Origin of the sequence: Burkholderia sp. BCC0044 (genome assembly GCF_902832955.1) — a bacterium.
Lineage (GTDB): Bacteria > Pseudomonadota > Gammaproteobacteria > Burkholderiales > Burkholderiaceae > Burkholderia.
Map to the genome: position 1 here is coordinate 285,281 of NZ_CADFDO010000004.1, position 26,421 is coordinate 311,701.

The 26,421-nt window shown below is 66.5% G+C and carries 22 protein-coding genes and 1 pseudogene; 8 read left to right on the forward strand and 15 right to left on the reverse strand.

All coding sequences use genetic code 11. The features are described 5' to 3' along the window. Positions 1-243: 243 nt before the first annotated feature. Positions 244-1,161, reverse strand: coding sequence for a LysR family transcriptional regulator (locus HWX14_RS24080; protein ID WP_175884873.1), 918 nt, complete (start codon positions 1,159-1,161; stop codon positions 244-246). Between the two features lie 176 nt (positions 1,162-1,337). On the opposite strand from HWX14_RS24080, the gene gltP reads away from it, so the two are divergent. Both gltP and HWX14_RS24090 read left to right on the forward strand, forming a co-directional pair. Beyond that, positions 1,338-2,666 (forward strand): glutamate/aspartate:proton symporter GltP, encoded by a 1,329-nt coding sequence (gene gltP, locus HWX14_RS24085; RefSeq protein ID WP_175884874.1) that lies wholly within the window; start codon positions 1,338-1,340, stop codon positions 2,664-2,666. A gap of 53 nt (positions 2,667-2,719) precedes the next feature. Next, positions 2,720-3,979 carry an aminotransferase class V-fold PLP-dependent enzyme gene (locus tag HWX14_RS24090; RefSeq protein WP_175884875.1) on the forward strand — a complete coding sequence of 420 codons (1,260 nt, stop codon included), beginning with the start codon at positions 2,720-2,722 and terminating at the stop codon, positions 3,977-3,979. A gap of 243 nt (positions 3,980-4,222) precedes the next feature. Here the strand turns inward: HWX14_RS24090 and HWX14_RS24095 are convergent, their stop codons facing one another. From HWX14_RS24095 to HWX14_RS24110, 4 genes are all read right to left on the reverse strand, one after another. Continuing rightward, entirely contained in the window at positions 4,223-5,047 is an 825-nt protein-coding gene (locus HWX14_RS24095) for an OmpA family protein (RefSeq protein WP_175884876.1), read from the reverse strand. Positions 5,048-5,059: 12 nt separating this feature from the next. Continuing rightward, on the reverse strand, positions 5,060-9,361 hold the full coding sequence (locus tag HWX14_RS36800; RefSeq protein WP_175884877.1) for a YadA-like family protein: 4,302 nt from the start codon (positions 9,359-9,361) through the stop codon (positions 5,060-5,062). A gap of 603 nt (positions 9,362-9,964) precedes the next feature. After that, positions 9,965-12,325, reverse strand: a complete 2,361-nt coding sequence (locus HWX14_RS24105; RefSeq protein ID WP_175884878.1) for a CHASE2 domain-containing protein — start codon at positions 12,323-12,325, stop codon at positions 9,965-9,967. A gap of 42 nt (positions 12,326-12,367) precedes the next feature. Next, entirely contained in the window at positions 12,368-13,150 is a 783-nt protein-coding gene (locus HWX14_RS24110) for a response regulator transcription factor (protein ID WP_175884879.1), read from the reverse strand. 647 nt (positions 13,151-13,797) lie between these two features. Here HWX14_RS24110 and HWX14_RS24115 point away from each other — a divergent pair. Next, complete coding sequence (locus tag HWX14_RS24115) at positions 13,798-13,947, forward strand: hypothetical protein (RefSeq protein ID WP_175884880.1); 150 nt, start codon at positions 13,798-13,800, stop codon at positions 13,945-13,947. Positions 13,948-14,103: 156 nt separating this feature from the next. Here HWX14_RS24115 and HWX14_RS24120 read toward each other — a convergent pair whose 3' ends face one another. The 6 genes from HWX14_RS24120 to HWX14_RS24145 all read right to left on the reverse strand — a co-directional run bounded on the left by HWX14_RS24120 (position 14,104) and on the right by HWX14_RS24145 (position 16,568). After that, entirely contained in the window at positions 14,104-14,838 is a 735-nt protein-coding gene (locus tag HWX14_RS24120) for an ABC transporter substrate-binding protein (protein ID WP_175884881.1), read from the reverse strand. Between the two features lie 135 nt (positions 14,839-14,973). Then, entirely contained in the window at positions 14,974-15,180 is a 207-nt protein-coding gene (locus HWX14_RS24125; protein WP_175884882.1) for a hypothetical protein, read from the reverse strand. Positions 15,181-15,189: 9 nt separating this feature from the next. After that, positions 15,190-15,402 carry a 30S ribosomal protein S21 gene (gene rpsU / locus HWX14_RS24130; RefSeq protein WP_011549147.1) on the reverse strand — a complete coding sequence of 71 codons (213 nt, stop codon included), beginning with the start codon at positions 15,400-15,402 and terminating at the stop codon, positions 15,190-15,192. Between the two features lie 33 nt (positions 15,403-15,435). Then, a complete protein-coding gene (locus tag HWX14_RS24135; protein WP_175884883.1) occupies positions 15,436-15,645 on the reverse strand; it encodes a hypothetical protein in 210 nt (69 codons plus the stop codon). A gap of 48 nt (positions 15,646-15,693) precedes the next feature. Then, complete coding sequence (locus HWX14_RS24140) at positions 15,694-15,978, reverse strand: hypothetical protein (RefSeq protein WP_175884884.1); 285 nt, start codon at positions 15,976-15,978, stop codon at positions 15,694-15,696. Between the two features lie 305 nt (positions 15,979-16,283). Next, complete coding sequence (locus tag HWX14_RS24145; RefSeq protein ID WP_175885555.1) at positions 16,284-16,568, reverse strand: hypothetical protein; 285 nt, start codon at positions 16,566-16,568, stop codon at positions 16,284-16,286. A gap of 434 nt (positions 16,569-17,002) precedes the next feature. Here HWX14_RS24145 and HWX14_RS24150 point away from each other — a divergent pair, with 434 nt between their 5' ends. Genes HWX14_RS24150 through HWX14_RS24160 form a run of 3 tightly spaced genes read left to right on the forward strand, consistent with a single transcriptional unit; the run spans position 17,003 to position 19,633 of the window. Next, positions 17,003-17,965 (forward strand): chromate resistance protein ChrB domain-containing protein, encoded by a 963-nt coding sequence (locus HWX14_RS24150; RefSeq protein ID WP_175884885.1) that lies wholly within the window; start codon positions 17,003-17,005, stop codon positions 17,963-17,965. Between the two features lie 19 nt (positions 17,966-17,984). Next, complete coding sequence (locus tag HWX14_RS24155) at positions 17,985-19,157, forward strand: chromate transporter (RefSeq protein WP_175884886.1); 1,173 nt, start codon at positions 17,985-17,987, stop codon at positions 19,155-19,157. A gap of 14 nt (positions 19,158-19,171) precedes the next feature. Beyond that, positions 19,172-19,633: a chromate resistance protein ChrB domain-containing protein gene (locus tag HWX14_RS24160; protein WP_175884887.1), complete on the forward strand. Its 462-nt coding sequence runs from the start codon at positions 19,172-19,174 to the stop codon at positions 19,631-19,633. Positions 19,634-19,936: 303 nt separating this feature from the next. Here the strand turns inward: HWX14_RS24160 and HWX14_RS24165 are convergent, their stop codons facing one another. Then, positions 19,937-21,094 (reverse strand): DUF4382 domain-containing protein, encoded by a 1,158-nt coding sequence (locus HWX14_RS24165; protein ID WP_175884888.1) that lies wholly within the window; start codon positions 21,092-21,094, stop codon positions 19,937-19,939. 430 nt (positions 21,095-21,524) lie between these two features. Here HWX14_RS24165 and HWX14_RS36595 point away from each other — a divergent pair. Further along, positions 21,525-21,614: pseudogene (locus tag HWX14_RS36595) on the forward strand (AraC family transcriptional regulator); the annotation flags it as partial. 132 nt (positions 21,615-21,746) lie between these two features. Here HWX14_RS36595 and HWX14_RS24170 read toward each other — a convergent pair. Together HWX14_RS24170 and HWX14_RS24175 are read right to left on the reverse strand one after the other, a co-directional pair. Then, a complete protein-coding gene (locus tag HWX14_RS24170) occupies positions 21,747-22,643 on the reverse strand; it encodes an oxidoreductase (protein WP_175884889.1) in 897 nt (298 codons plus the stop codon). Further along, positions 22,640-23,860, reverse strand: coding sequence for an MFS transporter (locus tag HWX14_RS24175; RefSeq protein WP_175884890.1), 1,221 nt, complete (start codon positions 23,858-23,860; stop codon positions 22,640-22,642). Before HWX14_RS24175 ends, HWX14_RS24170 begins: the two co-directional genes overlap by 4 nt. 138 nt (positions 23,861-23,998) lie before the next feature. On the opposite strand from HWX14_RS24175, the gene gcvA reads away from it, so the two are divergent. After that, positions 23,999-24,931: a transcriptional regulator GcvA gene (gene gcvA / locus HWX14_RS24180; protein ID WP_175884891.1), complete on the forward strand. Its 933-nt coding sequence runs from the start codon at positions 23,999-24,001 to the stop codon at positions 24,929-24,931. Between the two features lie 70 nt (positions 24,932-25,001). Here the strand turns inward: gcvA and HWX14_RS24185 are convergent, their stop codons facing one another. Then, positions 25,002-26,168: a porin gene (locus HWX14_RS24185; protein ID WP_175884892.1), complete on the reverse strand. Its 1,167-nt coding sequence runs from the start codon at positions 26,166-26,168 to the stop codon at positions 25,002-25,004. Positions 26,169-26,421: the final 253 nt, after the last annotated feature.

Here is a 26,421-nt window from a genome sequence, read left to right on the forward strand (position 1 = left end):
TGGAAGGACGATACAGGACCAGAATCGCGCTGAACAGTGCAACCGGGTTCGGGTTTGCGCTAGCGCCGGTGGTGCTTCGTGCGTGCGCGGCGGTGCAACCGGCGTACGGATTGGTGCGACGCAGCACCTCGCGTGTTGGGCGGCCGCCGGACGGCGGTGACCGGCGCCGCGCCGTTCGCCCACGTCCCGCACCCCCGACGATGTTGCGCTGCCGGGATGCCGCCACCTACGGGTCAACAGGCTCTAGTCATGCGCCCTTGGATCGAGCAGGCTCGTGCTGAAATCGCACGCCTGCGCCGCGAGCCGGACGATTTCGGCGGTCAGCGACTGCGCGCGTTCGGCGCGATGCAGCGCGACGTAGCGAACCGGCGGCAGCGCCGGTTGCGTGCGCACGATCTCCAGCGCGTCGCAAGCGACGAGGTGCGCGACGCACGCCTTCGGCAGATAGCTGACGCCCAGCCCCGACAGCGTCAGGCCGATCTGCGCGAGCAGGCTGTTGCTCGACAGCACGCGCTGAGTCGCGACGCCGTGTTCCTGCAGAAAGCGCGTGTACAGGTGCCCGGTGCCCGACAGGTTGCCCTGCAGGATCAGCGGAAACCGCGCGAGGTCCGTCAACGACAGGGCGGCCCGGGACTTCGGGATGAATCCGGCCGCGCACATCCATGCGTTGTCGACCTCGCCGACCACCGTCGCCGTGAACGAATCCGTCGCGTGAATCTGCGGGACCACGATCAGGTCGATCGTGCCGGCCGCGAGCCGGTCGCGCAGCGTCGCGGTCAGGTCGACCTCGGCTTCCACGTGCACGCGCGGATACGCGGCCTGGATCGCCGCGATCAGGCGCGGCAGCCACGTCAGCGCGGTCAGTTCGGTCACGCCGATCCGGACATGCCGCACCAGCGCTTCCTTCGAACTCATCCGCTCGACCACGCGGTCGCGCTGTTCGAGCAATGTCTTCGCATGGTCGAACAGTTCGGCGCCCTTGTCGGTGAGCCGCGCGCTGCGATGCGCGCGATCGAACACGGTCAGGTCGAACGCGCGTTCGAGCTCCTGGATCCGCTTCGAGACGGCCGACTGCGTCGTGTTCAGGCGCGTCGCGGCCGCGTCGAACGAGCCGAGCTGCACGATCCAGTACAGCGCTTCCATCTGCTTGAACGTCAGCATCGCGGGTCACTCGATAAATGAAAAAAAGCGATATGTTCTCATGTCAAAAAATCGCTTTTTTTACATATTTAGGCTGTTTAAGGTGCTCCCGTTGCGTCGCCTGGCGAGTGCGTTCATCAGAAAACGCGCCGCATCGCACCCAGCGTTCAATCGAACCCCCATTTCCTGGAGATTGCATGGACACCGTCATCGATTCCCCGCCCGTCGCCGGCGCGGCCCGCAAGCCGCGCGTCGGGCTCGCATGGCAGATCGTCATCGGCATCGTCATCGGCATCGCGACCGGGCTCGTGCTGAACCGGTTTCCGCAATTGCGCGACACGGCCGTGTCCGGGTTGCTGCAGCCGGCCGGCGACATCTTCATCAAGCTGGTGCGGATGATCGTCGTGCCGATCGTGTTCACGAGCATGGTGATCGGCATCGCCGGCGTGGGCGACGGCAAGTCGCTCGGCCGCCTCGGCATCAAGACGCTGCTCTATTTCGAGGTGATCACGACGATCGCGATCGTGCTCGGGCTCGTGATCGGCAACGTGCTGCAGCCGGGCGTCGGCACCGACATGTCGCAACTCGGGCACACCGACATTTCGCGTTACCAGCAGACTACGCAACAGGTGCAGCAGGCGCACCACGGGCTGATGGCGCTGGTGCTCGGCATCATCCCGGACAACATCGTCGCGTCGATGGCGAAGGGCGACCTGCTGCCGGTGATCTTTTTCTCGCTGCTGTTCGGGCTCGGGCTGCAGTCGGTGCCGGAAGAACATCGCAAACCGGTGCTCGCGATGCTCAAGGGCATCGCCGATGCGATGTTCAAGGTGACGAACATGGTGATGCGCTATGCGCCGGTCGGCGTGTGCGCGCTGATCGCGGTGACCGTTTCCAGCTTCGGCTTCGGCTCGCTGCTGCCGCTGCTGAAACTCGTCGCCGTCACTTACTTCGCGATCCTGCTGTTCGCGATCGCCGTGCTCGGCGTGACCGCGCGGCTGTTCGGGTTCCGCATCCTGACGCTGTTGCGCGTGATCAAGGACGAGCTGATCATCGCGTTCTCGACCTGCAGCTCGGCGACCGTGCTGCCGCAACTGATGAAGAAGATGGAGGACTACGGCGTGCCGAAGAGCATCACGACGTTCGTGGTGCCGACCGGCTACACGTTCAACCTCGACGGCGCGTCGATCTATCTCGGCATCGGCACGCTGTTCGTCGCGCAGCTCTATGGCGTGCACCTCGGCTGGCAGCAGCAGGTGCTGCTGACGCTGACGATGGTCGTCACGTCGAAGGGCGCGGCCGGCGTGCCGGGCTTCATGTTCGTGATCATGCTCGCGACGCTCGCGAGCGCCGGGCTGCCGCTCGAAGGGCTCGCATTCATTGCCGGCGTCGACCGGATCATGGACATGGGCCGCACCGCGCTGAACGTCGTCGGCAACGCGCTCGCGCCGCTCGTCATCGCGAAATGGGAAGGCCGGTACGACGCGGAAAAGGGCCGCGCGTACGTCGAATCGCTGCGCGGCTGAACGCCGCCATGCATGCATCGCACAACATTCCGAAGCAAACAGGAGCATCGAAGATGAGCAGTCCCCGTGGCGCACTTTTTCCCGACGCGTTGATGCAGCAGATCAAGTCGCGCTTTCATCGCGTCGATCGCGACGTCGACGGCCGCGAGCGGCTGTTCTTCGACAACGCGGGCGGCTCGTTCCGGTTGAAGGCGGCAATCGACGCGTACGCGCGGGTCGATGCGCTGCCCGATTGCCCGGAGCGCATCCATGCGCGCGCGCTCGATCTGCAGGCGATCCAGTCGCGCGGCGAGGACGACGTGCGCACGATCCTGAACGCGCAGGGCGGCACCGTGTATGCGTCGCTGACCGCGTCGGGCGCGATGTTCGACATGGTGCGCGCGATCATGGAGAACGTGCCGGGCACCAACGCGGTGACGACCGTGCTCGAGCATCCGTCGTCCTACGACGCGATGACGGTTTACGCGGAACGGACCGGCAAGACGCTGCGCATCGCGCCGAGCAATCCGGGGACCGGCGGCGTGGACGTCGACGCGATCGTGTCGCTGGTCGACGCGGACACCGCGCTGCTCAGCGTGATGGCCGCGTCGAACATCTCCGGCGCGAAATTCGACATCGACGCGATCGTCGCGCGGGCGCGCGAGAAGAAACCCGATCTGTTCATCGTCGTCGACGCGGTCCAGCATGCGCCGCACGGGATCATCGACCTGCAGCGCACGCCGGTCGACGGGATCAACTTCGCGCCGTACAAGTTTTTCGGATGCCGCGGCTCGGGCATGTCGTGGTTGTCGGAGCGTGCGGCCGCATTGCCGCATCACCGGCTCGCCGCGAAGGAGAACGGCGTGTGGGAACTCGGCAGCCCGGCGCCCGCGCAGTTCGCGGTCGTGTCGGCGATCGTCGATTACGTGGCGTGGATCGGCCGGTATTTCATCGATTCGGACGACCGGCGCACGCTGTTCGTCGAGGGCATGCACCGGATCGAACTGCATGAACGCGCGCTGCTCGCCGCGTTGCTCGACGGCTTGCGCGCGAACGACGGCGTCGACGTCTACTGGGATCACGACGACCTGACGCAGCGCGACCTGATCGTCGGGATCGGCTTCGCGCATCTCGAACCGACGCAGGCGGTGCGGGAATACGAGAAGCGCGGTGTGATCGTCTATGAGCGTGTTGCGTCGAGCCTGTACTCGGGCCGGATGCTGAAATCGTTCGGGCTCGCCGGCGCGGTGCGGATCTCGCCGCTCCATTGTCATGCGCCGGACGACATCGCGCGATTCCTCGCGATCACCGAAGCGCTTGCGGTGCGGCGCTGATCGACGACACGGCCCGGATCATCCGGGCCGTGTCGCATCCGGCGTCGTCACACCGGCCGCGCAACACGCTGCGGCGACGGGAAGAGGATGGATCGACCCGTATCGTTACGCGCCGAGCGGATCGTTGTGCCCGCCGCGTCGGTCAGGGGCGGGCGCGCATGATTCGCAGCCCGATACGTCAGAGGACCATCGGCAACGCCGCATCGCACATTCGGCGCAACGGCGGCCCCCTGAAGCGCAAACTCAGCGCTGCCCGTACACGGTAATGGTCACGCGCCGGTCTTTCTGCAGGCACGCGATGACGGCGGGCGTTTCACCGGGCGGACAACGCGACACCGGTTGCGACGATCCGACACCGTCGGCCCGAATGCGTGCGGCGTCGATGCCGTGCGTCACCAGATAGCGTTTCACGGTCTCCGCTCGCGCGAGCGACAGCGCACGGTTGCTGTCGTCCGAGCCGATGCGATCGGTGTGGCCGACCACGTCGATGGTCGTCATGCCGGCTTCGGCGCGGATCTTCGCGATCGCGGCGTCCAGCTCGGCGCGGCCTCCCGGCAGCATCGAGTCGACGCTCGACTTCGCGAACGGAAACAGCGCCTCGCCTTCGATCGTGAACTGTTCGAGCGGCGCGGGCTTGGCGGCGACGGCCGCCGCCGGCGCAGTGTCGCGTACGAAGTCCGCGCACTGCGGATCGCGCCAGTACGTCGCGCTCACGCGCATGTTCCCGTCGAACTGCACCTGGTACTGGCAGGACACCACCGTGTCGCCGCGGCGGAAGTCGAACAGGTAGTTCCACACATGGCTGCCCACGAACCACTCGTGAAACTGCGGCGGCCCGATGAGATCGTAGAGCTGGTCCTTGTTGAGGCCCGTGCTCACGTTGCGCAGGTTCGCGACGTTCACGAACGTGCCGCCCGCGGGCGACGCGGACGCGGCGTCCGGAAACCGGGGCGGCGTGTGGGGCACCGCGCATCCCGTCATTGCGACCGCCGTCGCGACGCACGCCGCGAGCAGCCCAGCCTGTTGAGTTTTCATGGTTCGCTTGTCGTTCCGTTTCAAGTTTCGCATCGTCTCGTACGCCTACCACTGATAGCCGGCGCCGACCACGGCGCCGTACGTGCCGCGCGTGTTGGTCGACACGGCCGCCTTGTAGATCCAGTGGTTGTTCTCGGAAATGGTCGAGATGCCGAGCGCCTGGCCCGACTGGCCACGGTACACGCTGCCCGCGATCGCGACCATGCTCTTGCCGGGGCCGGACGGTTGCGGCAGACCGGCGACGGCCATCGCCGTCGCGGTGCCGCCGTCCGCGTCGCGGCGATAGCTGTCGAGGCTGTTGCGCAGGCCCGCGACCTGGCCGTCCGTGTAGCTGTTCGCCTGCGACACCGCGGTGCCTACGCTTGCGTTGAGCTGGTTCACGTTCACCGCATCGGTACCCTGCGTGCCGGCCGCGACGTTCACGACCTGCCGCGCGGAATCCGCCGAGCCGACCGCGACCACGTTCGAGCGGCCGCCGTCGTTGCTGCCCGTGCCGATCGCGGTCGAATTGTTGCCCGCCGCGGTCGAGCCGACGCCGATCGCCGTCGAGCCGTTGCCGGCCGCCGTCGAGCCGTTGCCGACCGCCGTGCTGTTCGAGCCGGACGCGACCGAACCCGAGCCGCCCGCCGACGAATTCGAACCGCTCGCGCCCGGCGGCACGTTGCCGCCGGACGGATTCGACGTGTACGACCCGCCGAGGTTGGTCGTGCGCTGGTCGATCAGCGTCGTCAACTGGTTCGCGACCGAATCGAGTTGCGACACGTTCACCGCGTCGGTGCCGTTCTTGCCGGCGGCAAGGCCGGTGATCTGGCGATTGCCGATGTTGATTTCGCCGGCCGACGATTGCGGGCTGCTCAGGCCGTATGCAACGTAGTTCGTCAGTGCGCCGACCGTGGTCAGCGAACCGGCGCCCAGCGCGACGCTGTTCGCGAACGTGGCCGATGCACCGGCGCCGAGCGCGAGTGCATCGGTCGCCGTGCTGCGCGCACCCGAGCCGAGCGCGACGCTGCCCACGCTGACCGCCACTGCATTCGCACCTTGCGCGACGGACTGCGCGCCGGTCGCCGTCGCGCCGCTACCCAGTGCGATCGCGTCGGCCTGTGCGGAACTCGCCGCCTGGCCGATCGCCACGCCGCCCGGCGCGGTCTGATCGACGATCGCGCCGTTGCCGATGCCCACGCCGTTGTCGCCGTTGACGACCGTCGTCGGCCCGACCGCGACCGATTCCGCGCCGGCCGCGAGCGAATCCGCCGCCGTCGAATTCGCGTGGAAGTACTTCTGGCCCGTGACCGCGAACGACTGCAGCGCGCCGGTGAGCTGGCGCACCGTCACCGCATCCTGTTGCCCGGTGCCGTCCGCGACGTTGGTGATCTGGCGGTACGTCTTGTTCGTCGCATCGCCCACCGATACCGCGCCGAGCAACGTCTGGTCGGTCGTGTCGAACGGAATCGACGCACTGCCGTTGCGGATGATCCCCGACGCCGGCACCGTCGCGCGATCGGCCACCGAACCCGAGCCGAGCGCGATGCTGCCGTCCACACGCGAGATCGCGTTCGGGCCGATCGCGACGCTGTCCAGCCCGAGCGCCTGGCTGTCCGGCGCGGTCGAATTCGCGTGGAAGTACTTGATGCCGTTCGCGTTGATGTTGTCGATCGCCGAACCGACGTTGTTGTTGATCGTCGTCGAGCCGTCGCTGTTGTACGTCACGTACGACGGTGACGAGATCGTGCCGGTGGTCGGATCGTAGGTGGCGCCGCCGCCGATCGCGCCGGCCGTGCTGTTGCCGAGGTTCGTGTTGTTGCTCGCGATCGAGCTGAGGCCGGTCGACAGCGAACCCATGCCCGTCGACGTGGCGGTCGACAGCGAGGTCAGGTTGCTGTCCGTGCTCGACAGGCCGGTCGACAGCGACGTGATCGAGCTGTTGGTCGAACTCAAACCGGTCGACAACGAACCGATGCTGGTGGACGTGGCGGTCGACAGCGACGTCACGTTGCTGTTCGTCGTGCTCAGCCCCGTCGACAGCGAGCCGATACCGGTCGACAGCGACCCGATGCCGGTGGACAGCGAGCCGACGATCGTCGAGGTCGACGTGGACAGCGACGTGATCGTGCTGTTGGTGGAACTCAGGCCGGTGGACAGCGAGCCGACGATCGTCGAGGTCGACGTGGACAGCGACGTGATCGTGCTGTTGGTGGAACTCAGGCCGGTGGACAGCGAGCCGACGATCGTCGAGGTCGACGTGGACAGTGACGTGATCGAGCTGGTGGTCGAACTCAGGCCGGTCGACAACGAGCCGACGGCGGTCGACGTCGACGTGGACAGCGACGTGACCGTGCTGTTGGTGGAACTCAGGCCGGTGGACAGCGAGCCGACGACCGTGGACGTCGACGTGGACAGCGACGTCACCGAGCTATTGGTCGAACTGAGGCCGGTGGACAACGAGCCGATACCGGTCGACGTGGACGTGGACAGCGACGTGATCGTGCTGTTGGTGGAACTCAGGCCGGTGGACAGCGAGCCGATGCCGGTCGACGTGGACGTGGACAGCGACGTCACCGCACTGTTGGTCGAACTGAGGCCGGTGGACAACGAACTGATTCCGGTCGACGTCGAGGTGGACAACGACGAAACGCCCGTCGACAACGACGTGATGCTCGACGCGGTCGACGTCGACAGCGAATCGAGCGCCGTATTCGTCGCGGCGAGCTGCGAGCCGTTGATCGCGTCCGTGCTCGCCGAACTGATCCGCCCGGCCGCGACGTTGGTGATCTGGCGCTCGGTGCCCGCGTTGCCGACGCTGACGACGCTGGTCGGGTTGATGCCGTTGAAGTTGTACGTGACGCCGCCGATGACCGCGCTGGCCGTCGGGTTCGGTGCGGCCGTCACCGACCCGGAGCCGAGCGCGACATCGTTTGCGTTGTTGGCCACGGCCGATGCGCCGAACGCGACGGCCCCTGCCGCCGCCGCCGTCGACGTATTGCCGAGCGCGAGCGAACCCGTGCCCTGCGCGTTGTTGGTATTGCCGATCGCCACCGCGCCGTCGCCGTTCGCGGTGTTGTTCGACCCCATCGTGACCGCGCCGGTGCCGATCGCGGTGCTCGGATCGCCGATCGCGACCGCGCCGTTGCCGCTCACCGTCTGGCCGAAGCCGAGCGCGACGGCGCCGATGCCGCCCAGCACCTTCGAGTTGTTGCCGCCGGCGATCGAGCCCGCACCCGCGGCTGCGGCGACCGAGTTGGAATCGCCGATCGCGATGGTGGACGTCGCCGCCGCGACGCTGTTGATGCCGACCGCCGTCGCATTCGTGGCCGACGCCGTCGCGCCAGCGCCCAGTGCGGTCGCGGATACGCCGCTGCCGAGCGCGAGATTGCCGAGCGCGACCGCGAACTGCTGCGTCGCGGTCGACTGCACGCCCGTTGCGATCGACCCGACGCCCGACGCATTGGCGTTCAAGCCAAATGCCATCGCCCGATCGGCGCCAGCCTTCGTGTTCGAGCCCATCGCGATCGAGCTCGTGCCGAGCGACTGGGTACCCGAGCCGGGCACACCGGCCGTGCCGCCCCAGCCGATCGCGATCGACGTCGCGCCGCTCGCGCCGCTATTTACCCCCATCGCGATGCTCGACGTGCCGCTGACCAGCGCGCCGCTGCCGACCGCGACGCCGGCCGCCGCCGCCGTCGTCGCCGCGGCCTGATTGCCGATCACGACGGCGCCTTGTGCGGCGGCGGTGGTCTGGTTGCCCAGCGCGACCGACACGTCGCCGGTCGCGCTCGCTGCACTACCCAGAGCGACCGACGCACTGCCGGACGAAAAGGATGCGTTCCCTGCCGCGAGGCTCGCGCCGCCGCTCGCGTTCGCGAATGGTCCGAGACCGGCCGCACCCGCGGCCGACGCCTTTGCCCCGGGGCCGATCGCGGCCGAATTGACACCGCCCGCGGACGCCGACGTACCGAACGCCGATGCGCCCTGCGCCGTCGCCTGCGAAAAGATCCCGACGGCCGTGCCGTTGACGCCGCTCGCCGTGACGTTCGCGCCGATCGCGATTCCCCCGCTGGTCGTCGCGGCGTTCGCGTTACAGCCGATCGCAATGCCGTTGTTCGTGTTCGCGGTCGCCGTACCGGCGCAATTCGTCCCGGAAACGGCCACCTGCGCCGCCGCGCCGCCCGACCACATCGCCACGCTGCCGAGCACGGCAAGCGTCAGCGACTTCAGCGCGACCGACGTGCCGGTGCCGCGCGCGTCGGCTCCGGTTCCGGCTTTCCCCTTGCCGTTCGCCCGATCGAGTTCGGACACCGCGACGATTGCGCCGCGTGCCGCGTTCCACACAGTGCGGTAAGTTCTATTCATGGATTTCTGCCGGTAAGCGGCGCGCGCCATTCACGCACCGGGCCAACCCGGAATACCGGGGTGTGCGGAATGCCTGTCGAGCCGTATGAAAACTGTATTTATCGGGAAACGAGTCTTGCGATAAGACGATTTCGATCAATCGATTTCGTTCGGCGGGCGAAAATAATCAATTAAGCCGAGCCAATTTTTATGCCTTTTCCAAGGGCAAATTCGATTAATCGAAACGGGCAAGAACCCGCTGATCCGTAGAATAAGGGAAAGGTATTCCGGGGCGAGAGGGAGTAAATCTGAATAATTGTGAGCGAAATGTGAACAAAGAAAACGGGCGTGCACGCGCGCCCGGTAGACGCGGCTTGGCGACATGTCGACAGGTGGTCGAGCTATGGTTTTCGGCCGGTTTCGATGGTTTTTCGCAACAAAATTAATGCGCTTTGGTGCGCATTTTGATAACCGTCTGCATACGCAAAAAACCGTAAGTCTTTTAAATCGATGAAATGGAAATTCTGCGGCGTAGCGCGGCGACCTTGCGGAGGCGCTTTCGAGCCGGCGACGGAATCGGGAAGTATTGCGGTGCGCGCGGTTCGCGGCGCCGTGCGCCGGATTTCAACGATCGCGCGGCGCGGTGTGTCGAGGCAGCAGCAGCGTGAACACGGACCCGTGTCCGACGGCGCTGTCGACGTGAATTTCTCCGCCCAGCGCGTCGACCACCTGCTTGACGAACGCGAGCCCGAGGCCATGCCCGGCGGTCGCGCCGCTCGTGTCGAGGCGGAAAAACTCGGTGAACAGGTTCGGCAATTGATGTTCCGGGATGCCGACCCCGGTATCGGCGACCGACACGCGCCAGCGTGCGTCGCTTTCGCCGGCAGTGACGGTCACGGTTGCACCGTCCGGGCTGAACCGGATCGCATTGTCGATCAGGTTCGCGAATGCGCGACGCAGCAGCAGCGCATCGGCGACGACGAGCATCCCCGGTTCCGCGATCAACCGGATCCTGATCCGCTTCGCGCTCGCATGCGCCCACAGGTCGTCGGCCGCGTCGCCGAGCAGCGGCGCGAGATCGACCTCCGTCGCTTTCGGCGAGCGGGCCTGCGCGCGTGCGAGCAGCAGGAACTGGTCGGCGAGCGTGAGCGTCTTGCGCGCGTAATGACCGACGAGATCGGTGAACTGCGCTTCGGGCAACTCGGCCGGCGCTTCCCGGCGCTGCTCGATCAGCGCGAGTATCGCGGCCTGCGGCGAACGCATGTCATGCGACAGGAAGCGCAGCGCGGTATCGCGCTGGCGTTCGGCCGCGCGCATCGGCGTGACGTCGGCGACGTGAAAGATCAGCATCGCGTCGCTCGCTTCGTGCGCGGGCACGATCGCGCATTTCACCAGCAGCGAGCGCTGCCTCGCGTCGACGATCTCGAGGCCGTCCATCGGCGCGGACGGTTCGCGTGCGTTCGCGCCGCCGTTGCGCTCGGCCAGCGTACGCAGCGCGCGCTGCACGTATCGGGCCGCGTCGTTCGAGGCGGTCATGTCGCGCAGCACGTGGGCCGCATGGCGGCCGGCGGCCGGCGGCCGCGAACCGCGCTGCGCCGCATCGGTCCCGTACAGGTCGAGCGCCAGACGGTTCGCGAGCATCACGGCACCCGAGGCGGACGCGAGCAGCGTGGCTTCCGGCAGGCTGTTGATCCATTCGGAAATCAGGTGCGCGGAGCGCCGCAGTCGCGCGATCATCGCGGTCATCACGATCACCCGCCGGCGGAACGGATCGATCGCGTTCGTGTGAGCGGGCGTGTCGCCCGGCAGGTACGGGTCTGCGATCGCGCGCTCGGCTTCACGGGTCAGATAGCGCAGCAACGTTTCCTGCCGCCGCCACGCGCTGAGCGCGTACGCCAGCACGCACGCGGTCACCGCGGTGGCCGGAAAGCAGAACAGTTGCGCGGTCTGGAGCACCAGCAGCGACGTGGCGCATGCCGCGAGCGCGATGGCCGTGGACGCGAGCAGCGCGGCGCGCGGGCCGAGCGCGCACAGTGCGGCACAAAGCCACGGCAGCACGGACAGGCTGAACAGCAGCTGGGCGGTCCACGATGCGCTGCGCACGAGCGACCCGCTGGCGAGTGCGTAAGTGGCTTGCGCGACGAACTCGACGCCCGCGCGCGACGGCGGCTCGCGGCCCGGCGTGACGAACTGCGTGTCCGCGGTGCTCGCGGTCGGGCCGACGAGTACGATCGCGTTCTTGAACAAGCCGGGATCGACGCGGCCTTCGAGCGCGTCGACGAAGGAGACCGTGCGATACGACGGGGCGGAACCGACCGGCACGTAGCGGCGGCATGCGCTGGTCCAGCGAATCGCATGACGTGCCGGCGGCTCGTCGCACTCGTCGAACGGCACGCCGCTCGCCCGGAGCAGCGATGCGCTCATGTGCTCGTAGTCGATGGTCGGCGGCCCCTCGCGCAGATAGAAGCTGCGTGACACACCGTCCGCGTTCGGCGCGGCGTTGACCTGGGCGATCGCGAATGCGCCGCGCGCGATCGGCTCGAGCGGCGGCACCACGTTCGGCAACCCGTCCCCGTCGTCGTCGGCCACCACGACCGGCAGCACCACGCGGCCGTTGCGCTCGATCGCGCTCGCCAGCCACGCGTCACCGGCAGGCAGGATTCTGCCCGGATGCGTGATCGCGACGTCGAGCCCGATGGCGGCCGCGCCGGCCGCGGTCAGCCGGTCGATCAGCGTCGCATAATCGGCGCGCTTGACCGGCCAGCCGCCGAGCGCCTTCGCGCTCGCGCCGTCGATCGCGATCAGCACGATCTTCTGCGGCGACGGCCGCTGCAGCAGCGGCTGCACGACGTCGAAGAAGAACAGGTCGGCGCGACGCAGCACGCCGGACGTCGTCAGCGCCACGCACAGCAGCAGCACGAACGCACCCATCACGATGCATTCGCGGATGAAGCCGTCGGGAATACGCGCGTCGTCGGTCAGCATCGGACGTGACTCATCGTTCGAACGCAGGCGTCGACGGTGGCCTCATTCACACTCGAGCCCTGCGGCCGCGAGCGGCGGCGGCGACGCAGGCTGCACGAGCGGACGGTGGTGCGCCGACGCGCTCGCGTGATCGCGGCCCGACGGCACGGCTTCGAGGCGATAGCCGTGCGTGTAGACGGAACTCAGGCGCAAGCCGTTCTCCGGCCCGAGCGCGAGCTTTTGCCGTATCCGGTAGATGTGGGTATCGAGCGTGCGGGACTCCGGATCGAGCTCGCGCCCCCACGTGCTCATGCACACCAGCTTGCGCGACAGCAGCTTGCCGAGGTTGCCGAAGAAGAGTTCCGCGAGGTCGAATTCCTTCGGGGTGAGCCTGATCGGCTCGCCGCGCAACAGGATCGTGCGCTCGCGCGGATTCAGCACGTAGTCGCCCGCGCGGATCAGGCCGAGGCGGTCGGTCTCGCGCGCCGAGCGCTTCAGCAGCGCGTTCACCCGGCTCGCGAGTTCGGCGACGCGGAACGGCTTCGCGATGTAGTCGTCGGCGCCGGCGTCCATCGCCAGCACGATGTCGTCCTCGAGCGTCTTGCTCGTCACGAACAGCACGACCGGCGACGTGCCGAGCGTGCGGCGAATCCAGTACAGCACTTCGAAGCCGCTCATCGCGGGCAGCAGCCAGTCCAGGATCACCAGGTCGAACGGCTCCGCGCGCAACAGCCGCTGCGCCGACTCGCCGTCACGCACTTCAACCACTTCGTGTCCGAGCGGCGCCACGACGCGCGCGGCGGCTTTCGCATGGACGGGATCATCTTCGACTATCAGCACACGCATCGGGGCGTCATCCTTGTCATCAGCATGTGGGCGACCCCGCCCACGTCGTCACTTCGTCTTCGGGCGCGGCCGCGCGCGGCTTGCGCGACGGCGATGCGCGAACGGATCCTCGCGGGGCGCGCGGATGGCGCGCGTGCCGCCGACAGGCCGATGGACACGACGGCGGCACGAGTCGGGCACGGCGGAGGAACGGGAGCGCCATGCGTGCTGCGCTCCCCAGGAGTCAACATCGAACCGCGGGACTCGACGCGCGCACGGCTGGCAGCAAGCGCGCGCGGCGGCCGCGCTACGCAGTCATGGCCATCTGAGGTGAGCCTTCGCGTTCGGGACCCGATGTCGAACGACACTGGAGCAGGGCGCGCGTGGAAGTGCTAATTGAGGTAAACAGTGAGCATGTTTAAGGGCGTTCTGCCGGGCTCTCAGCATCGGGATGCTCATGGTTGCCATGCTCTCGTCAGGCTGCAGGGGTTTCGATCGTGCTTGGGTCGACCGCGCGGAGCGGTCGTTTTTACGCGCAGCGAATATCGGTTTTCTCTTCGGTCATTCGGCGAGCAAATTCTGCCGATTCGACGAGACGGTCCGCTGCTGCAGTGACAATGGGTAGACCCCAATGCCGGCGGATTTTCGCACAAGGGTAACGGTTTGTCATGCGACGACAGACGTTCGATCATCGCCGCGGTCCGCCGCTCGACGATCACATGCGCGCGCTCGATGGCGACGGGCCGATCCGTTCGTTCGGGCCACTCGACGACGCGCTCGCGCTGCCGCGCGCAGCGTCGCTCAAGTCGTCAGGATGACGATCCGCTCGATGAACGCGGCCGGCAAATCAAATCCCCGAGACGACGGTTCGCCGGATGCGTGACCTGCCGCTATTCGAGTACCGCGGGGGTGGGGTGGCGCACGTCCCGCGTCGCCGGGTCTGATGCGCAGCCGCGGCGGCGCGCGCTTGCCGATCAGCCTGCCGGCGCGACCGATGCACCCGTGATGCCGTGCCGGCGCAGCGAATCGGCGACGAAGCCCGACGCCTTCATTTCCTCGACGAAGGCGCTCAGTGCCGCGGCGGCCGCGTCGCCGCGGCTCTTCGGCACGCCCATCGCCTGCCGGATCACCATGAAGCGCTCGTCGAGCAGGCGCAGGCCGGGCGTTTTCGCGGCGTCGGCTTCGAGCTGCTGCTTCACGCCGGCCGCCACTTCCAGTTGCTGCTCGACGAACGTCGGCACGACGGCCTGCGACGTCGGCGCGCGCACGATCTGCGCGGCCTTCAGTTCGCGGGTGAGGAACAGGTCGTACGCGCTGCCCTTGCCGACGGTCACGCGGTTGTGCGGCTGGTCGACGTCCGCGTTGGTGCGGATCGGCGATGCGTCGGGCACGAGATAGAAGCCTTCGATCAGCACGTACGGCGCGGTGAACGCGACCGTTTCGCCGCGCAGCGGATCGACCGCGAAGAAGCCGAAATCGGCGCGCTCGTCGGTCAGCGCCTGCACCGATTTGCCGGCGGCGTCGAACACCACGAGTTCCAGGTCGGCCGACAGGCGCTCGGCGAATGCACGGGCGAGGTCGATCGATACGCCGAACGGTTCGCCCGTTGCCGGGTCGCGGTTCGCGAGGATCGGGTTGCCGAGGTTGATCGATGCGCGGAGCTTGCCGGTGGGCGTGAAGGCGGAGACGACAGCAGGAGCGATGGGCATGGGCGGACTCGCGGGAGGCGGTGGGTCGGTCGGGTGACGGGAGGCGCGACGGCGCGTCGATGCCGAGCTTATCACCGGGACGTCGGGTATGGCCGTGTCGCGGTTGGCGCTACGTGCGATCGCGTCGGTGTCGGCTCACCCCTGAACGCTGAGCGCCTTCTCGAGCGCGGCAATCAGCTTGAACGCATCGCTGCGCGCGATCAGAAACCCGCGGCTGGTGTACTCGCACCCGAACGCATAGAAGCTCGGCAACAATGTCACCATGTCGTTCCGCTGATCGAAATCGACTTCGCATTTCGTCAGCGGGAAGAACGGCGGCGCCTCGGCCGGGATGTTGTACACGGTGGGCTCCTAGTACATTTTCCGGGGCGGCAACAGGCGCTTCGCCTGCAAGCGCTGTCGGGCGACGGCGCTGGCTTTCTTCCGCTTGCGCTCGGTCGTGGGCTTCTCATAACCGGTGCGAGCGCGCAACTCGCGAATCAGCCCGGTTTTCTCGATGTCGCGCCGGAATCGCCGCAGCGCGACATCGATCGGTTCGTTCAGCTTCAGCGTGATTGTCGTCATGTAGATCCTGTCGGGAAAGGTTGGAACGGAAAGCTAGCCGAGCCGTGTCATGACGGCGCTCGCTATCCCGTCGGATTCGAATTCCGAATAGCCTGCTCCGATCGATAGCGCACGTACCGCCATGAACATGTGCAACTCCGGCTGATGGCACATTGCCGAATCGGCGATTCCGGCGGGCACGACGGTGTCGAGCCGGGTGACTTCATGTCGTCTGATCAGGCCGAGCAGTTCGTCGATGATCATTTCGCCCTCCAAAATACCGAAAAATTGCGTTGCGTCGACGAGCGCACATCAGCCCGCGCTGGAAAAGAACCCCTGTGTGCCGCGATTGTCGTCGATGATGTTCTCGGCATAGCGCACCGACGCACGACGGGCGTCACCGGCGTTGTCGAACGGGGACGTGTCGCGCAATCTGAAAGTCTGGCTCTGCGTCAGCGTATCGTTGGTGCCGCGCAGGCAAATCTTGACTGCCGCGTCGAACCCGGCGTCGTAGTTGTGCGGGCAGCCGTGCGGCGCCGACACGTGAGGGTAAATCAGTGGATAAATCTCGAATCCACGATAGACGTGCATGCTCATGACGAACTCCTGGCGTTCGGCCACGACGAGTCGCATGGGCGAACACATCCGGCCAGTGTTCCCGTTGCAGGGCGGGCCGGTGGGTGAAGGGGACAACGTTGCAGCGCGAAGGAGGGGCGATGCAGCAAGCGGGCGGGTGGAGGGGCGAACGGTCAAAGGACGGCTGATCGCGCGGATGGACTCATCATACGCGCATCGTTTGCCGAGCGGTCGATTTATTCCGGGTGGGCGCAAGCACGCGGCGGCGGCCGATCACGTGCCGGCATGGACGTCGCGCCGTGCGATGCGTGGTTCCTGGGACGACGTCAGAGCGTCGTCAGCAAATGCAACTGACGTTCGGTCTCGTTGCCCGCGACCAGCGAAAAGAACCCGGTCTCGCGACGTTCGACGACCGTGAGCCCCTCGCTGTCGGAGAAGACGTTCCACGCGCTGTCGTCGACATGCGCGATCGCGCCGCGCGTGCGCGCGAACGCCAGCAATAGCGGACTCGCCTCGCGGCGGAGCACTTGCCGATCCGAATTCAACACATAGGGTGGCCTGCCGGCCCGAAGGACGAGATAGTAAGGAATGGAGCCGGGATCGATTGTCATTGGAGCGGTTTCGTGGGTGGGACTGCGTTTGCCGTCCAGCGGCATGCGGAACGGTGTCGGCGAAAGCGTGCGATGAAGCGACCGGCGTTCGCCGTGGCGTGCTTTCAGTTTATGCGTTGAACCGCTCGATTCGCAGGATATCGTAACGATGTCGTGCGGGGTTGAGCGCGTACCGGGTTTCGGTGGGGCGCGCCCGATGAAGGCGTGACGCGCACGTTCGGATGTCGTCGCGCGCGACTTCGGCATTCACGTGATACCGGACGTTCTGTCCATTTCGTCGAGATGTCGAGCCGGATGGCGCGGGCGTTGTCGACGGCCATTATTTTGCCTTCCTGCGCCACCGGCCGAGCACCGAGCGGAACTGCCCGCTACCGAAACGTTGTAGCGATATCTACTGAATTGCAGTGCTCGTGACGGCCCATTATGCTGCCGTCATGAATCCCGTCCCGACTTCCTGGCTGCTGTTGATCGTCAGTCTGCCGACCTCCGGCGCGACTGCCCGCATGCGCATCTGGCGTACCGTCAAGGCGCTCGGCTGCGGCGCGCTGCGGGACGGTGCCTACCTGTTGCCGGCGCATGCCGAACAGGCGGCGCAGTTGCGCGAGCTGGCCGACGACGCGCGGAACGGCGAAGGGCACGCATGGCTGCTGGACGTCCGGGCGGACGATCCCGCGGACGAAAGCGCGTACAAGTCGCTGTTCGACCGCACGGGCGATTACGCGGACTGGCTCGCCGAGCTGTCGGAGGCCCGCAAGACGCTGCCCGATCTGGCGGCAGCCGATCTCAATCGCCTGCAACGTCGCCACGCCCGCACGTACGAGGCCATTCGAGGCATCGATTTCTTTCCCGGCGAAACCTCGCTGCGCGCGGATGCGCAATGGCGGGATTTCACCGCCGCGATCGAAGCGTTGCGCTCCCCCGGCGAGCCGCAGGCTGCCCAGCGCGGCATTCCACGCCGCGACCCTGCGCAGTACCAGGGCCGGTTGTGGGCGACGCGCCGTCACCTGTGGGTGGATCGCGTCGCCAGCGCGTGGCTGATTCGGCGTTTCATCGATCCGCATGCGCGCTTCGTGTGGCTGGAGAACCTCGCCGATTGTCCGGCCGATGCACTCGGCTTCGATTTCGACGGCGCGCCGTTCACGCACGTGGGCGATCGCGTGTCGTTCGAGGTGCTGGTCGCGAGCTTTGGACTCGACGACAACGACGGACTCGTCCGGTTGGGGGCCATGGTGCATGCGCTGGACGTGGGCGGCGCCACCGTGCCGGAAGCCGGCGGATTCGAGGCCATTCTCGCGGGCGCCCGCAAGCGTCTTGCCGATGACGATGCATTGCTGATGGAGATCGGCGCGGTACTCGATTCGTTGTACGTGCATTTCCGCGGCAATCGCAAACCCTGACCTTTCTGCCCGCCTCGACATGAATACACATCGCGACCGCCCGGCCTATACGCTGTGGCAACTGATCCTGTACTTCGCGCGGCTCGGCGCGACGGGCTTCGGCGGGCCGGTTGCGCTCGCCGGCTACATGCATCGGGATCTCGTGGATACGCGCCGATGGATCGCGGACGCGGACTACAAGGAAGGCCTGGCGCTCGCGCAGCTCGCGCCGGGCCCGCTCGCCGCGCAACTGGCGATCTATCTCGGCTACGTGCATTACCGCATCGTCGGCGCCACGCTGGTCGGGATCGCGTTCGTGCTGCCGTCGTTTCTGATGGTGGTGGTGCTCGGCTACGCGTACACGCGATTCGGCGGCCTGACGTGGATGCAGTCGGTGTTCTACGGCGTCGGCGCGGCGGTGATCGGCATCATCGCGATCAGCGCGCGCAAGCTGACCGCGAAAAGCATCGGTCACGACAAGCTGCTGTGGGCGGTCTATCTGACGCTGGTTACCGTGACGGTGATCACCGAATCGGAAGTGGCGTGGCTGTTTCTCGCGGCCGGCCTGCTCGTCTGGTTCACGCGCTCGCCGCCCAGGTGGTTACGCGAGCGGCGCGTCAATGCGGCCGTGGCGTTGCCCGTCTCCGCCACCGGCGCGTGGCTCGGTATCGTCGACTGGCCGCAGCTCGCGCAACTCGGCGTTTTCTTTGCGAAAGCCGGCGCGTTCGTGTTCGGCTCGGGGCTCGCGATCGTGCCGTTCCTCTATGGCGGCGTGGTCACCGAGCACCATTGGCTCAACGAGAAGCAATTCGTCGACGCCGTGGCCGTCGCGATGATCACGCCGGGCCCGGTCGTCATCACGGTCGGCTTCATCGGCTACCTGGTGGCGGGGCTGCCCGGCGCATGCGTGGCGGCAGCCGGCACGTTCCTGCCGTGCTATCTGTTCACGGTGTTGCCGGCCCCGTATTTCAAGAAGTACGGCCGGCTGCCGGCGATCCTGGCATTCGTCGACGGCGTGACGGCCGCGGCCGTCGGCGCGATCACCGGGTCGGTGATCGTGCTGGCTCGACGTTCGATCGTCGATGTGCCCACCGCGTTGATGGCGCTCGCGGCGATCGTGCTGCTGGTCAGGTTCAAGAAGCTGTCGGAGCCGGTGGTCGTGGGCGGGGCCGCCGTGATCGGCCTGATCGTGTACCCGCTGTTGCATCACTGATCGTGGAGGCCGCCATGCAATGGATAACGCGACAACGTCCGAAAATCGACCGGGTGGCGTGTCCCTGGCTCATTGCCCGTTTTATCGACGAGACGCCCGAATTTCTGTACGTCCCGCCGGACGACGTGCTGCGAATCGCCGACGAGACCGGGGCGATCCCGTACGACGTTCCGGGGGTGGAATTGACGCACGTCGGCGAGCAATGCAGCTTCGACGCGTTTCTCGACAAGTATGGTCTGGCCGACGATCGGGCGCTGCAGCACATGGCCCGGATCATTCGCGGCGCGGATACGTCGCGGCTCGACCTGACGCCGCAGTCGAGCGGGCTTTATGCGATTTCGCTCGGCCTGTCGGACATGTTTGCCGACGATCACGCCATGCTCGAGCATGGTCTGGTGATGTACGACGCGCTGTATGCGTGGTGCCGGAACTGTCAGGCGGAAGGCCATGCGTGGCCGCCGAAGATGGCGGAGTGACGACGCGGAGAGCGGGAAGGTCGTTGAACCGTCTGGCGCGTTCGACGGATGAAAAAAATGCCCGCGATGCGCGGGCATTTCGTCAACAGTTGCCTTTCTTGGCCTGTCCGGGCGGACAGAATCCATTCCCCGGCCCGCCTTGCGGCGCGACCACGACCGGTGGGCCAGGAACATAGGCGACGCACCCGCTGAGCGCGCCGACCAGGCTCGCCGCTGCGAGCAATGCGATAACCCGTTTTTTCACTTCGTTCTCCCGTTGGTGGGAAAGGGCCGTGCGGCCCTTTCGATGATGCCGTCAGCGCGTCAGAAACTGAAGTTGACGTTGGACTGACTGGTCGTTGCGTTGACGTTTGCCGATTGGGTCGCCCCCGATGCCGCGTCGGCCTCGATCGTATATTGCCCGGCGGCGGCCGGCGCCGCGGCCAGCGAAACCGGCAGCGAACCCGAGTAGGTGCCGACGATCGGCGCCGCGGCGGGCACGGACAGCGCATAGGCGCCGGTGTCCATGTTCGCGTTGATCGCCGTGATCTCGTAGGCGTTCGCATCGATCGTCTGCAGCGCGCGCACGAAGGCGTTCGCGCTTGCCGTCACCGTACCGCTGACGGTGCTCATCGTGGAGGCCGGCAGCGTGATCGGTGCGGTCGACGCCGACACTGCCGTGGTCGTGTTCACGACCACCGGCACCGCGCGGACGATGCCCGACGCGAAGTTGTTCTGCACGATCACGACGTCGTAGTTGCCCTGCGTCGAGCTCTGGATCAGCGGCGACAGCACGAACTTGCCGGAGCTGTCGGCCACCGTGCCGCGGACGACCTTGCCGCCTTGTTCCGCATAGACGGTCGCGCCGGCTTCGGCCGAGGCGACGTAACCGGAGATCGCGCCGCTCACGACGGTCGGGACCGCGGTGACGACGGGTTTCAGCGCATACGAGCCGTTGCCGCGCTGGACGATCGACTTGCATGCGTTGAAGTCGAGCACGAGATCGACGAGCGTGTTGGGCTGGACCGTGAACGGCTGGATGATCTTGTAGCCGCTTTGCGTCGCGCTCGGCGTGGCGAGCGCCTGTTCCGCGCCGCCGGTCGGGACGACCGAGTTCGCGAGGGTGTTGCCTTGATTCTGCGCGAGCACCAGCCGGACTTGCTGATACTGGCCGGCGGGCAGCGCGGTCTGGCCGAGATCGGCGAGCACGCCGTTGGTCAGCGACAGCAGGTCGATCTTCTGCGGCGTCGCGAGGGAGACGGTCGACCAGCCGGCGTCGTTGTCGGCGGCGTTCGCGTTCGCGTTGACGCGGACTTGCGAAACGGTGATGTACACGTGGTCGAAGCCGCACGATGGCGCATCCGTCATCGCGACGTGCAGCGTACCGGTCTGGGTGCCGCCACCGTCGTCGCCGCCGCCGCATCCGGCGAGGACGAACGGTACGAAGGCGGCGCAAAGGGCGCTCTTGATGATGTTGTTCATATGTCACCCCCAGTGGGATCGTTATTGTGGGTGACGGAAGAATAGCGACGCTTCGGCCTACTATTTGGACATCTTTGAAACGAACGGTAACTTTTTGTTCGATCGGTAAATCCTTACCGGGATTGATGTCCTTTCGGAGCGCGCAGGGCGGGTGGTGGAGGCGATTGCTTCGTGCCGAGCGGGAGCAAGCTCTTTTGTCATACGTTTAGCGGCGGCGCTGTTGGCGCGGGGTTCTATATGAACGTTTTATGCCAGCAGGTACGGCTGCATGATTGGAGTGACGCCGGTAGAGCCGACGATGGTTGCGTGCGCATGTAACGGCGAGAAGGGCAGGCGGCTTGCCGGCCATGACACTGAGTCGTCGGCGGAGCAGAGCCGTTCGTGACGGCAATCTGGCAAGATGCGTCGACTGACTGGAGACAGGATCGTGCGCAGCGCGCTGCACTACGTCGCGCCGGTCGGGGAGAAGGACGAGTATGTTGCCCGCGCGCTGACGAATATCAAACCCTGCTTGCGGTAGCTCGGCAGAACACGGCGTAATCTCCATCGCAGCGAGCCGGAATCAGCGAGCGGACAGGCAGCCGTGGCATTGCTCACCGGAGTCGTCTAGGCGCGGATTCACACTGGTCAGGCGGAATAAAGCATTCCTCTATTAACCCGGCCCGTCGCTCGCCGCCGCGAGAAGCGGCACGACCAGATCGCTGATCGGCGTCGGAATGCCGTGCGTTCGTCCGTATCGCTGCACGACGCCATTCCGGCAGTCCCATTCGAGCGGGCGGTTGCCTTGCCGGTCGGCAAGAATCGACGTCCCCAGATCGGGCGGAAAGCCGTGGAATCCATCGACGATCTCCCGCGGCACTTCATCGCCGAGCTGCGCGCCCTCCGCCCGCGCGACCGCGAGACATTCGTTCAAGTAGGCGAGCGACAGTTCGGTGATGTCGCTACGCACGAACATGCCGGCGCGGCGACCGGTCAGCACCATGAGTCCCGCCACCGCGTTCTGCAACAGCTTTCGCCACGCGAGCGAGATGAAATCCTCCGCCACCTCGGGCGAGCATCGCGTGCCGCGCAACGCCGAGACCACCACGTTGCTCGCCGGCGTATCGGGCAGCGTGAGCCGAGGCGTGCTTCGCAGCCACACCGACGTGTCCGATTCGCGTTGCGCGGGAAACCAGACGACCGACGGCACGATCGCGGCGCCGGCCGCATACGGGGCGAAGGCGGCTTTCTGCTCGACGCCGTTTTGCAGCACGCAGACGACGGTATGCGCATCGCATAGCGCGGAGACCCACGGTGCGGCGCTCGCGATCTGTGTGGCCTTGACCGCGACGAACACGAGATCGACCGTTTCCTCGACCGCTCGCGGATCGGTCAGCACGGGCCCCGGCACGACGATCTCGCCGCCATCGAAGCGCAGCGTCAACTGCTCGTGCGCCGAGCGGCCGCAGAGCACCGGCGTGCGGCCGGCTTCGTGAAGGGCCGCGGCGACGGTCGTTCCGATTGCGCCCGGACCGACGAGGGCAACGCTCGGGTAGTCGGATTTCGTCATGGTGTTCGTCCTGTCGAGTCATCTGCCAGATGCGGGCGCAGTGCAAGCGCGAGCGGAAAAATCGCCAGCGCGGTCAACGCGGTCGCATACGTGGCGCCGTGCACACCGATCCTGTCGCCCAGGAAGCCGTAGAGAACGGGCGATATCGCGCCCGACGCGATCGTCCCGGTATAGAAAATCGCGAATGCGCGCTCGGTGCGCTCGGGCGCGGACATCTCCGGGACGGTTCCGTACAGCACCGACGACGTGCCGTTGAGCATCATGCCCAGAATCGGCAGCAGCACCATGGTAAGCGCCAACGGCAGATATATCACCGCGACGATGCACGCAGCCGTACCGCCCTCCGTGAGCAGCACCGTCCGCACCGTCCCCATGCGCGCGCCGAGCCAGCCGCACATGAACTTGCCGGCCGCGCCGCCGATGAAAACGAGTGCCAGGGCCGTTCCCAGCAGTTGCGGCGAGACGCCCTTCGCCTTCAGCAGGAAAGGCAGAAAGGTAAGCAGTCCCATGCGTACGGCCGTATCGAGCACGCCGATGGAAAACAGCGCGGAGAATCCGCTTCTGTGCGTGCCACTGCGTTGCGCGGACGCTTGCTCTTTCGCGGTCGTCTTCGCGGCGCCGCGCGGCACGACGGGAAACCAGAGCGCGATGACGGCGGCGACGACGCAACCCAGTGCGGCGACGACCGACAGCGCATGCCGCCACGGCATCATGGTCACGAGCAGCGAAATGGCGGCCGGCAGCGCGGATTTCCCGAGGTCGCCGGAAAAGTTGTAGATGCTCAGCGGGCCTCTCGCGTCGCGACCATAGACGCGGGAGACGGCGCCCGACGCGATCGGATGCTGCGTGCTGGATCCGCCGCCCGAGATCGCCAGCGCGACGCCCAACCCGAGCAGCCCACCCGACATGCCCGCGATCGCGTAGCCGAGCGCGGCGAGCAGTGTACCGATCGCAAGCGTTGCGCGGCTGCCCAGACGTTGTGCGAGACGCCCGGCGGACAACTGCAGCGTCGCCATCGTGCCGGCATAGACGCCGCGCAGGATAGCCAGGGCCGCAAAGTCGAGCCCGAATTCCGACTGCCACACGGGAAGCAGCGCGTAGATCATGTCGGTATAGCCATCGTGCAGCGCGTGCGCGATGCAGGATAGCCACAGCACGCGTGGCCGCGATGGCGCAGTCTCCTGCGCGACGGGAGGGGAAAAAACGGGCAAGCGCATTGTCATTCTCTCCGTACGAGCGGTGGGTGGAAGTCGCTCGCGGTGCGGTTTTCAGGCTCGATGGGCAAATTTTATGACCGGGATGCCCGCCATTTCAATTGAGCTAAAATCCCGTCAACAGAGAGAAAAAGTCACGTCATGAACGAAAGCCGAGATGCTGCGAAGCCCCGGGACGAGTTGCCCCCGCTCAATGCGCTGCGCGCTTTCGATGCGGTCGCGCGGTACGGCAGCTTCGCCGGTGCCGCGGCGGAACTGCACGTCACCCACTGGGCCGTCGGAAAACAGATCAGGTTGCTGGAAGACTGGTTCGGCCTGCCGTTGTTCGATCGCCGTCCCCGTGGCGTGGTGCTGACCGACGAAGGGGCCGCGTTGCTGAACGACGTCAGCCACGCGTTCGAGCGCCTCGGCACCGCGGTGGTGCGGCTGCGCCACAACCCGTTCGCGCACCGGATATCGGGCGTCGTGCGGGTGAACGTGCCGATGAGTTTTGCGCTGTGCTGGCTGCTGCCGCGGCTCGCCGATTTCCATTCGCGGTATCCCGACATCGACGTCAGGGTGTCGACGACCTCGCGCAAGCTGCGCTACGTCGCCGACGCTTTCGATATCGGTGTTCGTTCCGGTCCCGAGCAAGGCGCGGGCGTCGTGTCGCGCCCGTTGATGCCCGACCCGCGCGTGCCGGCCTGCAATCCCGCATTGCTGCGCCAGCATCCGATCCAGAGCGTGACCGACCTGCGTCATCACACGCTGCTGCATTCGGCCACGACGCGCTCCGCGTGGTCGCACTGGTTGAAGGAAGCGGGGGCGTCCGATCTGCGGGCCGCGCGCCATGTCGAATTCGATCACGTGAATCTTCAGCTCGGCGCGGCGATCGAGGGTCTCGGCGTGGCGCTGGCATCGCTGCCGCTGATCGGGCGCGATCTTGCCGAAGGGCGCCTCGTGTGTCCGATTGCATCGCCTGTATGGCGTGCCGACGACTACATGCTGGTGACGAACGCCGATCGCGCCGACGATGCGGCCGTGTCCGCGTTCGAAGCGTGGATGGAAGGCATGGCGAGCCAGGAGGGCGGCTAGGCTCGCCGGTCGGAGCGGGCGGTACGACGCCGGAGTCGTGCCGCCACTCCTCCGGCATTGCGAGCGGCGATCAGAAGCCGTGGAACATGCCGATGTTGACCTGAACCTGGTTGCCGCCCGACGAGGTGTTGCCGAAGTCGGCAGCCGAAGCCTGCGCGCCCTTGGCGTGCACGTAGGCGCCCATCGCGTAGAGCGCGGTACTCTTCGACAGCGAGTAGGTCGCACCCAGCGACACCTGGTTGATCGAGGCCATCGTGCGACCTTCGGCGGCTTGCGTGGGCGTGGCGGCGGAACCGTACACATACGTGTAACCCGTGGCCAACGACAGCGCCGGCGTGACGCGGTACTGCAGCAGCGCGCCCAGCACGTTGAAGTGGATCGACGGCTGGCCGTCGTTGCCCTTGTACTGCGCGTTCGAATAGCGCAGGCCGGCCGTGTACGGACCCACCTCGTATTGCGCGGCGACTTGCGCGATGCCCGCGCTCTTGAACGCATTGCCGCCGTTGTAGCCCGAACTCGGATAGCCCAGCGCGCCGCCGAAACTCGGTTGGGCGGTGGCGTTCACCCAGCCGTTCTCGCCCTGGTTGGCCGCACGAAAGTAGCCGCCGGCGACCGTCAGGCCGCCTTGCGCGTAGGTCGCGGCCGCCGACCACGATTGCCCCGAACCCGTTGCACCGGCCACGCCGCCGAACGAGTACGCGGCTTCAGCCTGGAAGCCGTGGATGATCGGCGAAATGTACTTCACCGCGTTGTTCTGGTTCGTCGTGTTGTCGTTGTTGTCGACGTCGCCCGGCGTCGAGAAGGTCGACGCCGAAATGGCGTCACCCGTCAGGACCTGAACCATTTCCGTCACGGCGTCGAGCTGGCGCCCCATGCGCAACGCGCCGTACTGATTGGACGCGAGACCCACGTAAGCCTGGCGGTTGAACAGCGAACGCGTGTTACCGATCGGCCCCTGGCCGCCGATGCCGCCCGTCCCGATGCTGAAACCGTTCTCGATCTTGAAGATCGCCTGAAGGCCGCCACCGAGATCCTCCTGCCCCCTGAGGCCCCACTTGTTCGAACCTGAAGCGCCGCCATCGAGGCCGTACCTGCTGTGGCCGTTGATGTTCGACGTATAGCCGATGCCCGCATCGAGCATGCCATACAGGGTGACCGACGACTGTGCCATTGCTGCCGACGATGCTGCGAAGGCGGCAACAGCGATAACGCTGATGTTGATTTTTTTGTTGTTCATCTGCATTTCACTGTCAGGAGTGGTTTCGGGGATGGTTGGAACGGCTTGTGTCGTATTCGAATGCAGGTGGCGGCGCACGGCCCGCGCGTCGTCTCGGTCGCGACGGCCGGCGTCATGTTCGCCCAATCGGCATGTCGCATTCGCTCACTTCGTGGTCCTTACAATTTGCCTTGCTCCGTTGTCGCTTCGGCCATCCTTGCGGACTCACCAAGCGTCCGGTTCAGACGCCGGCGACGTGTGCCAATACAGCCTG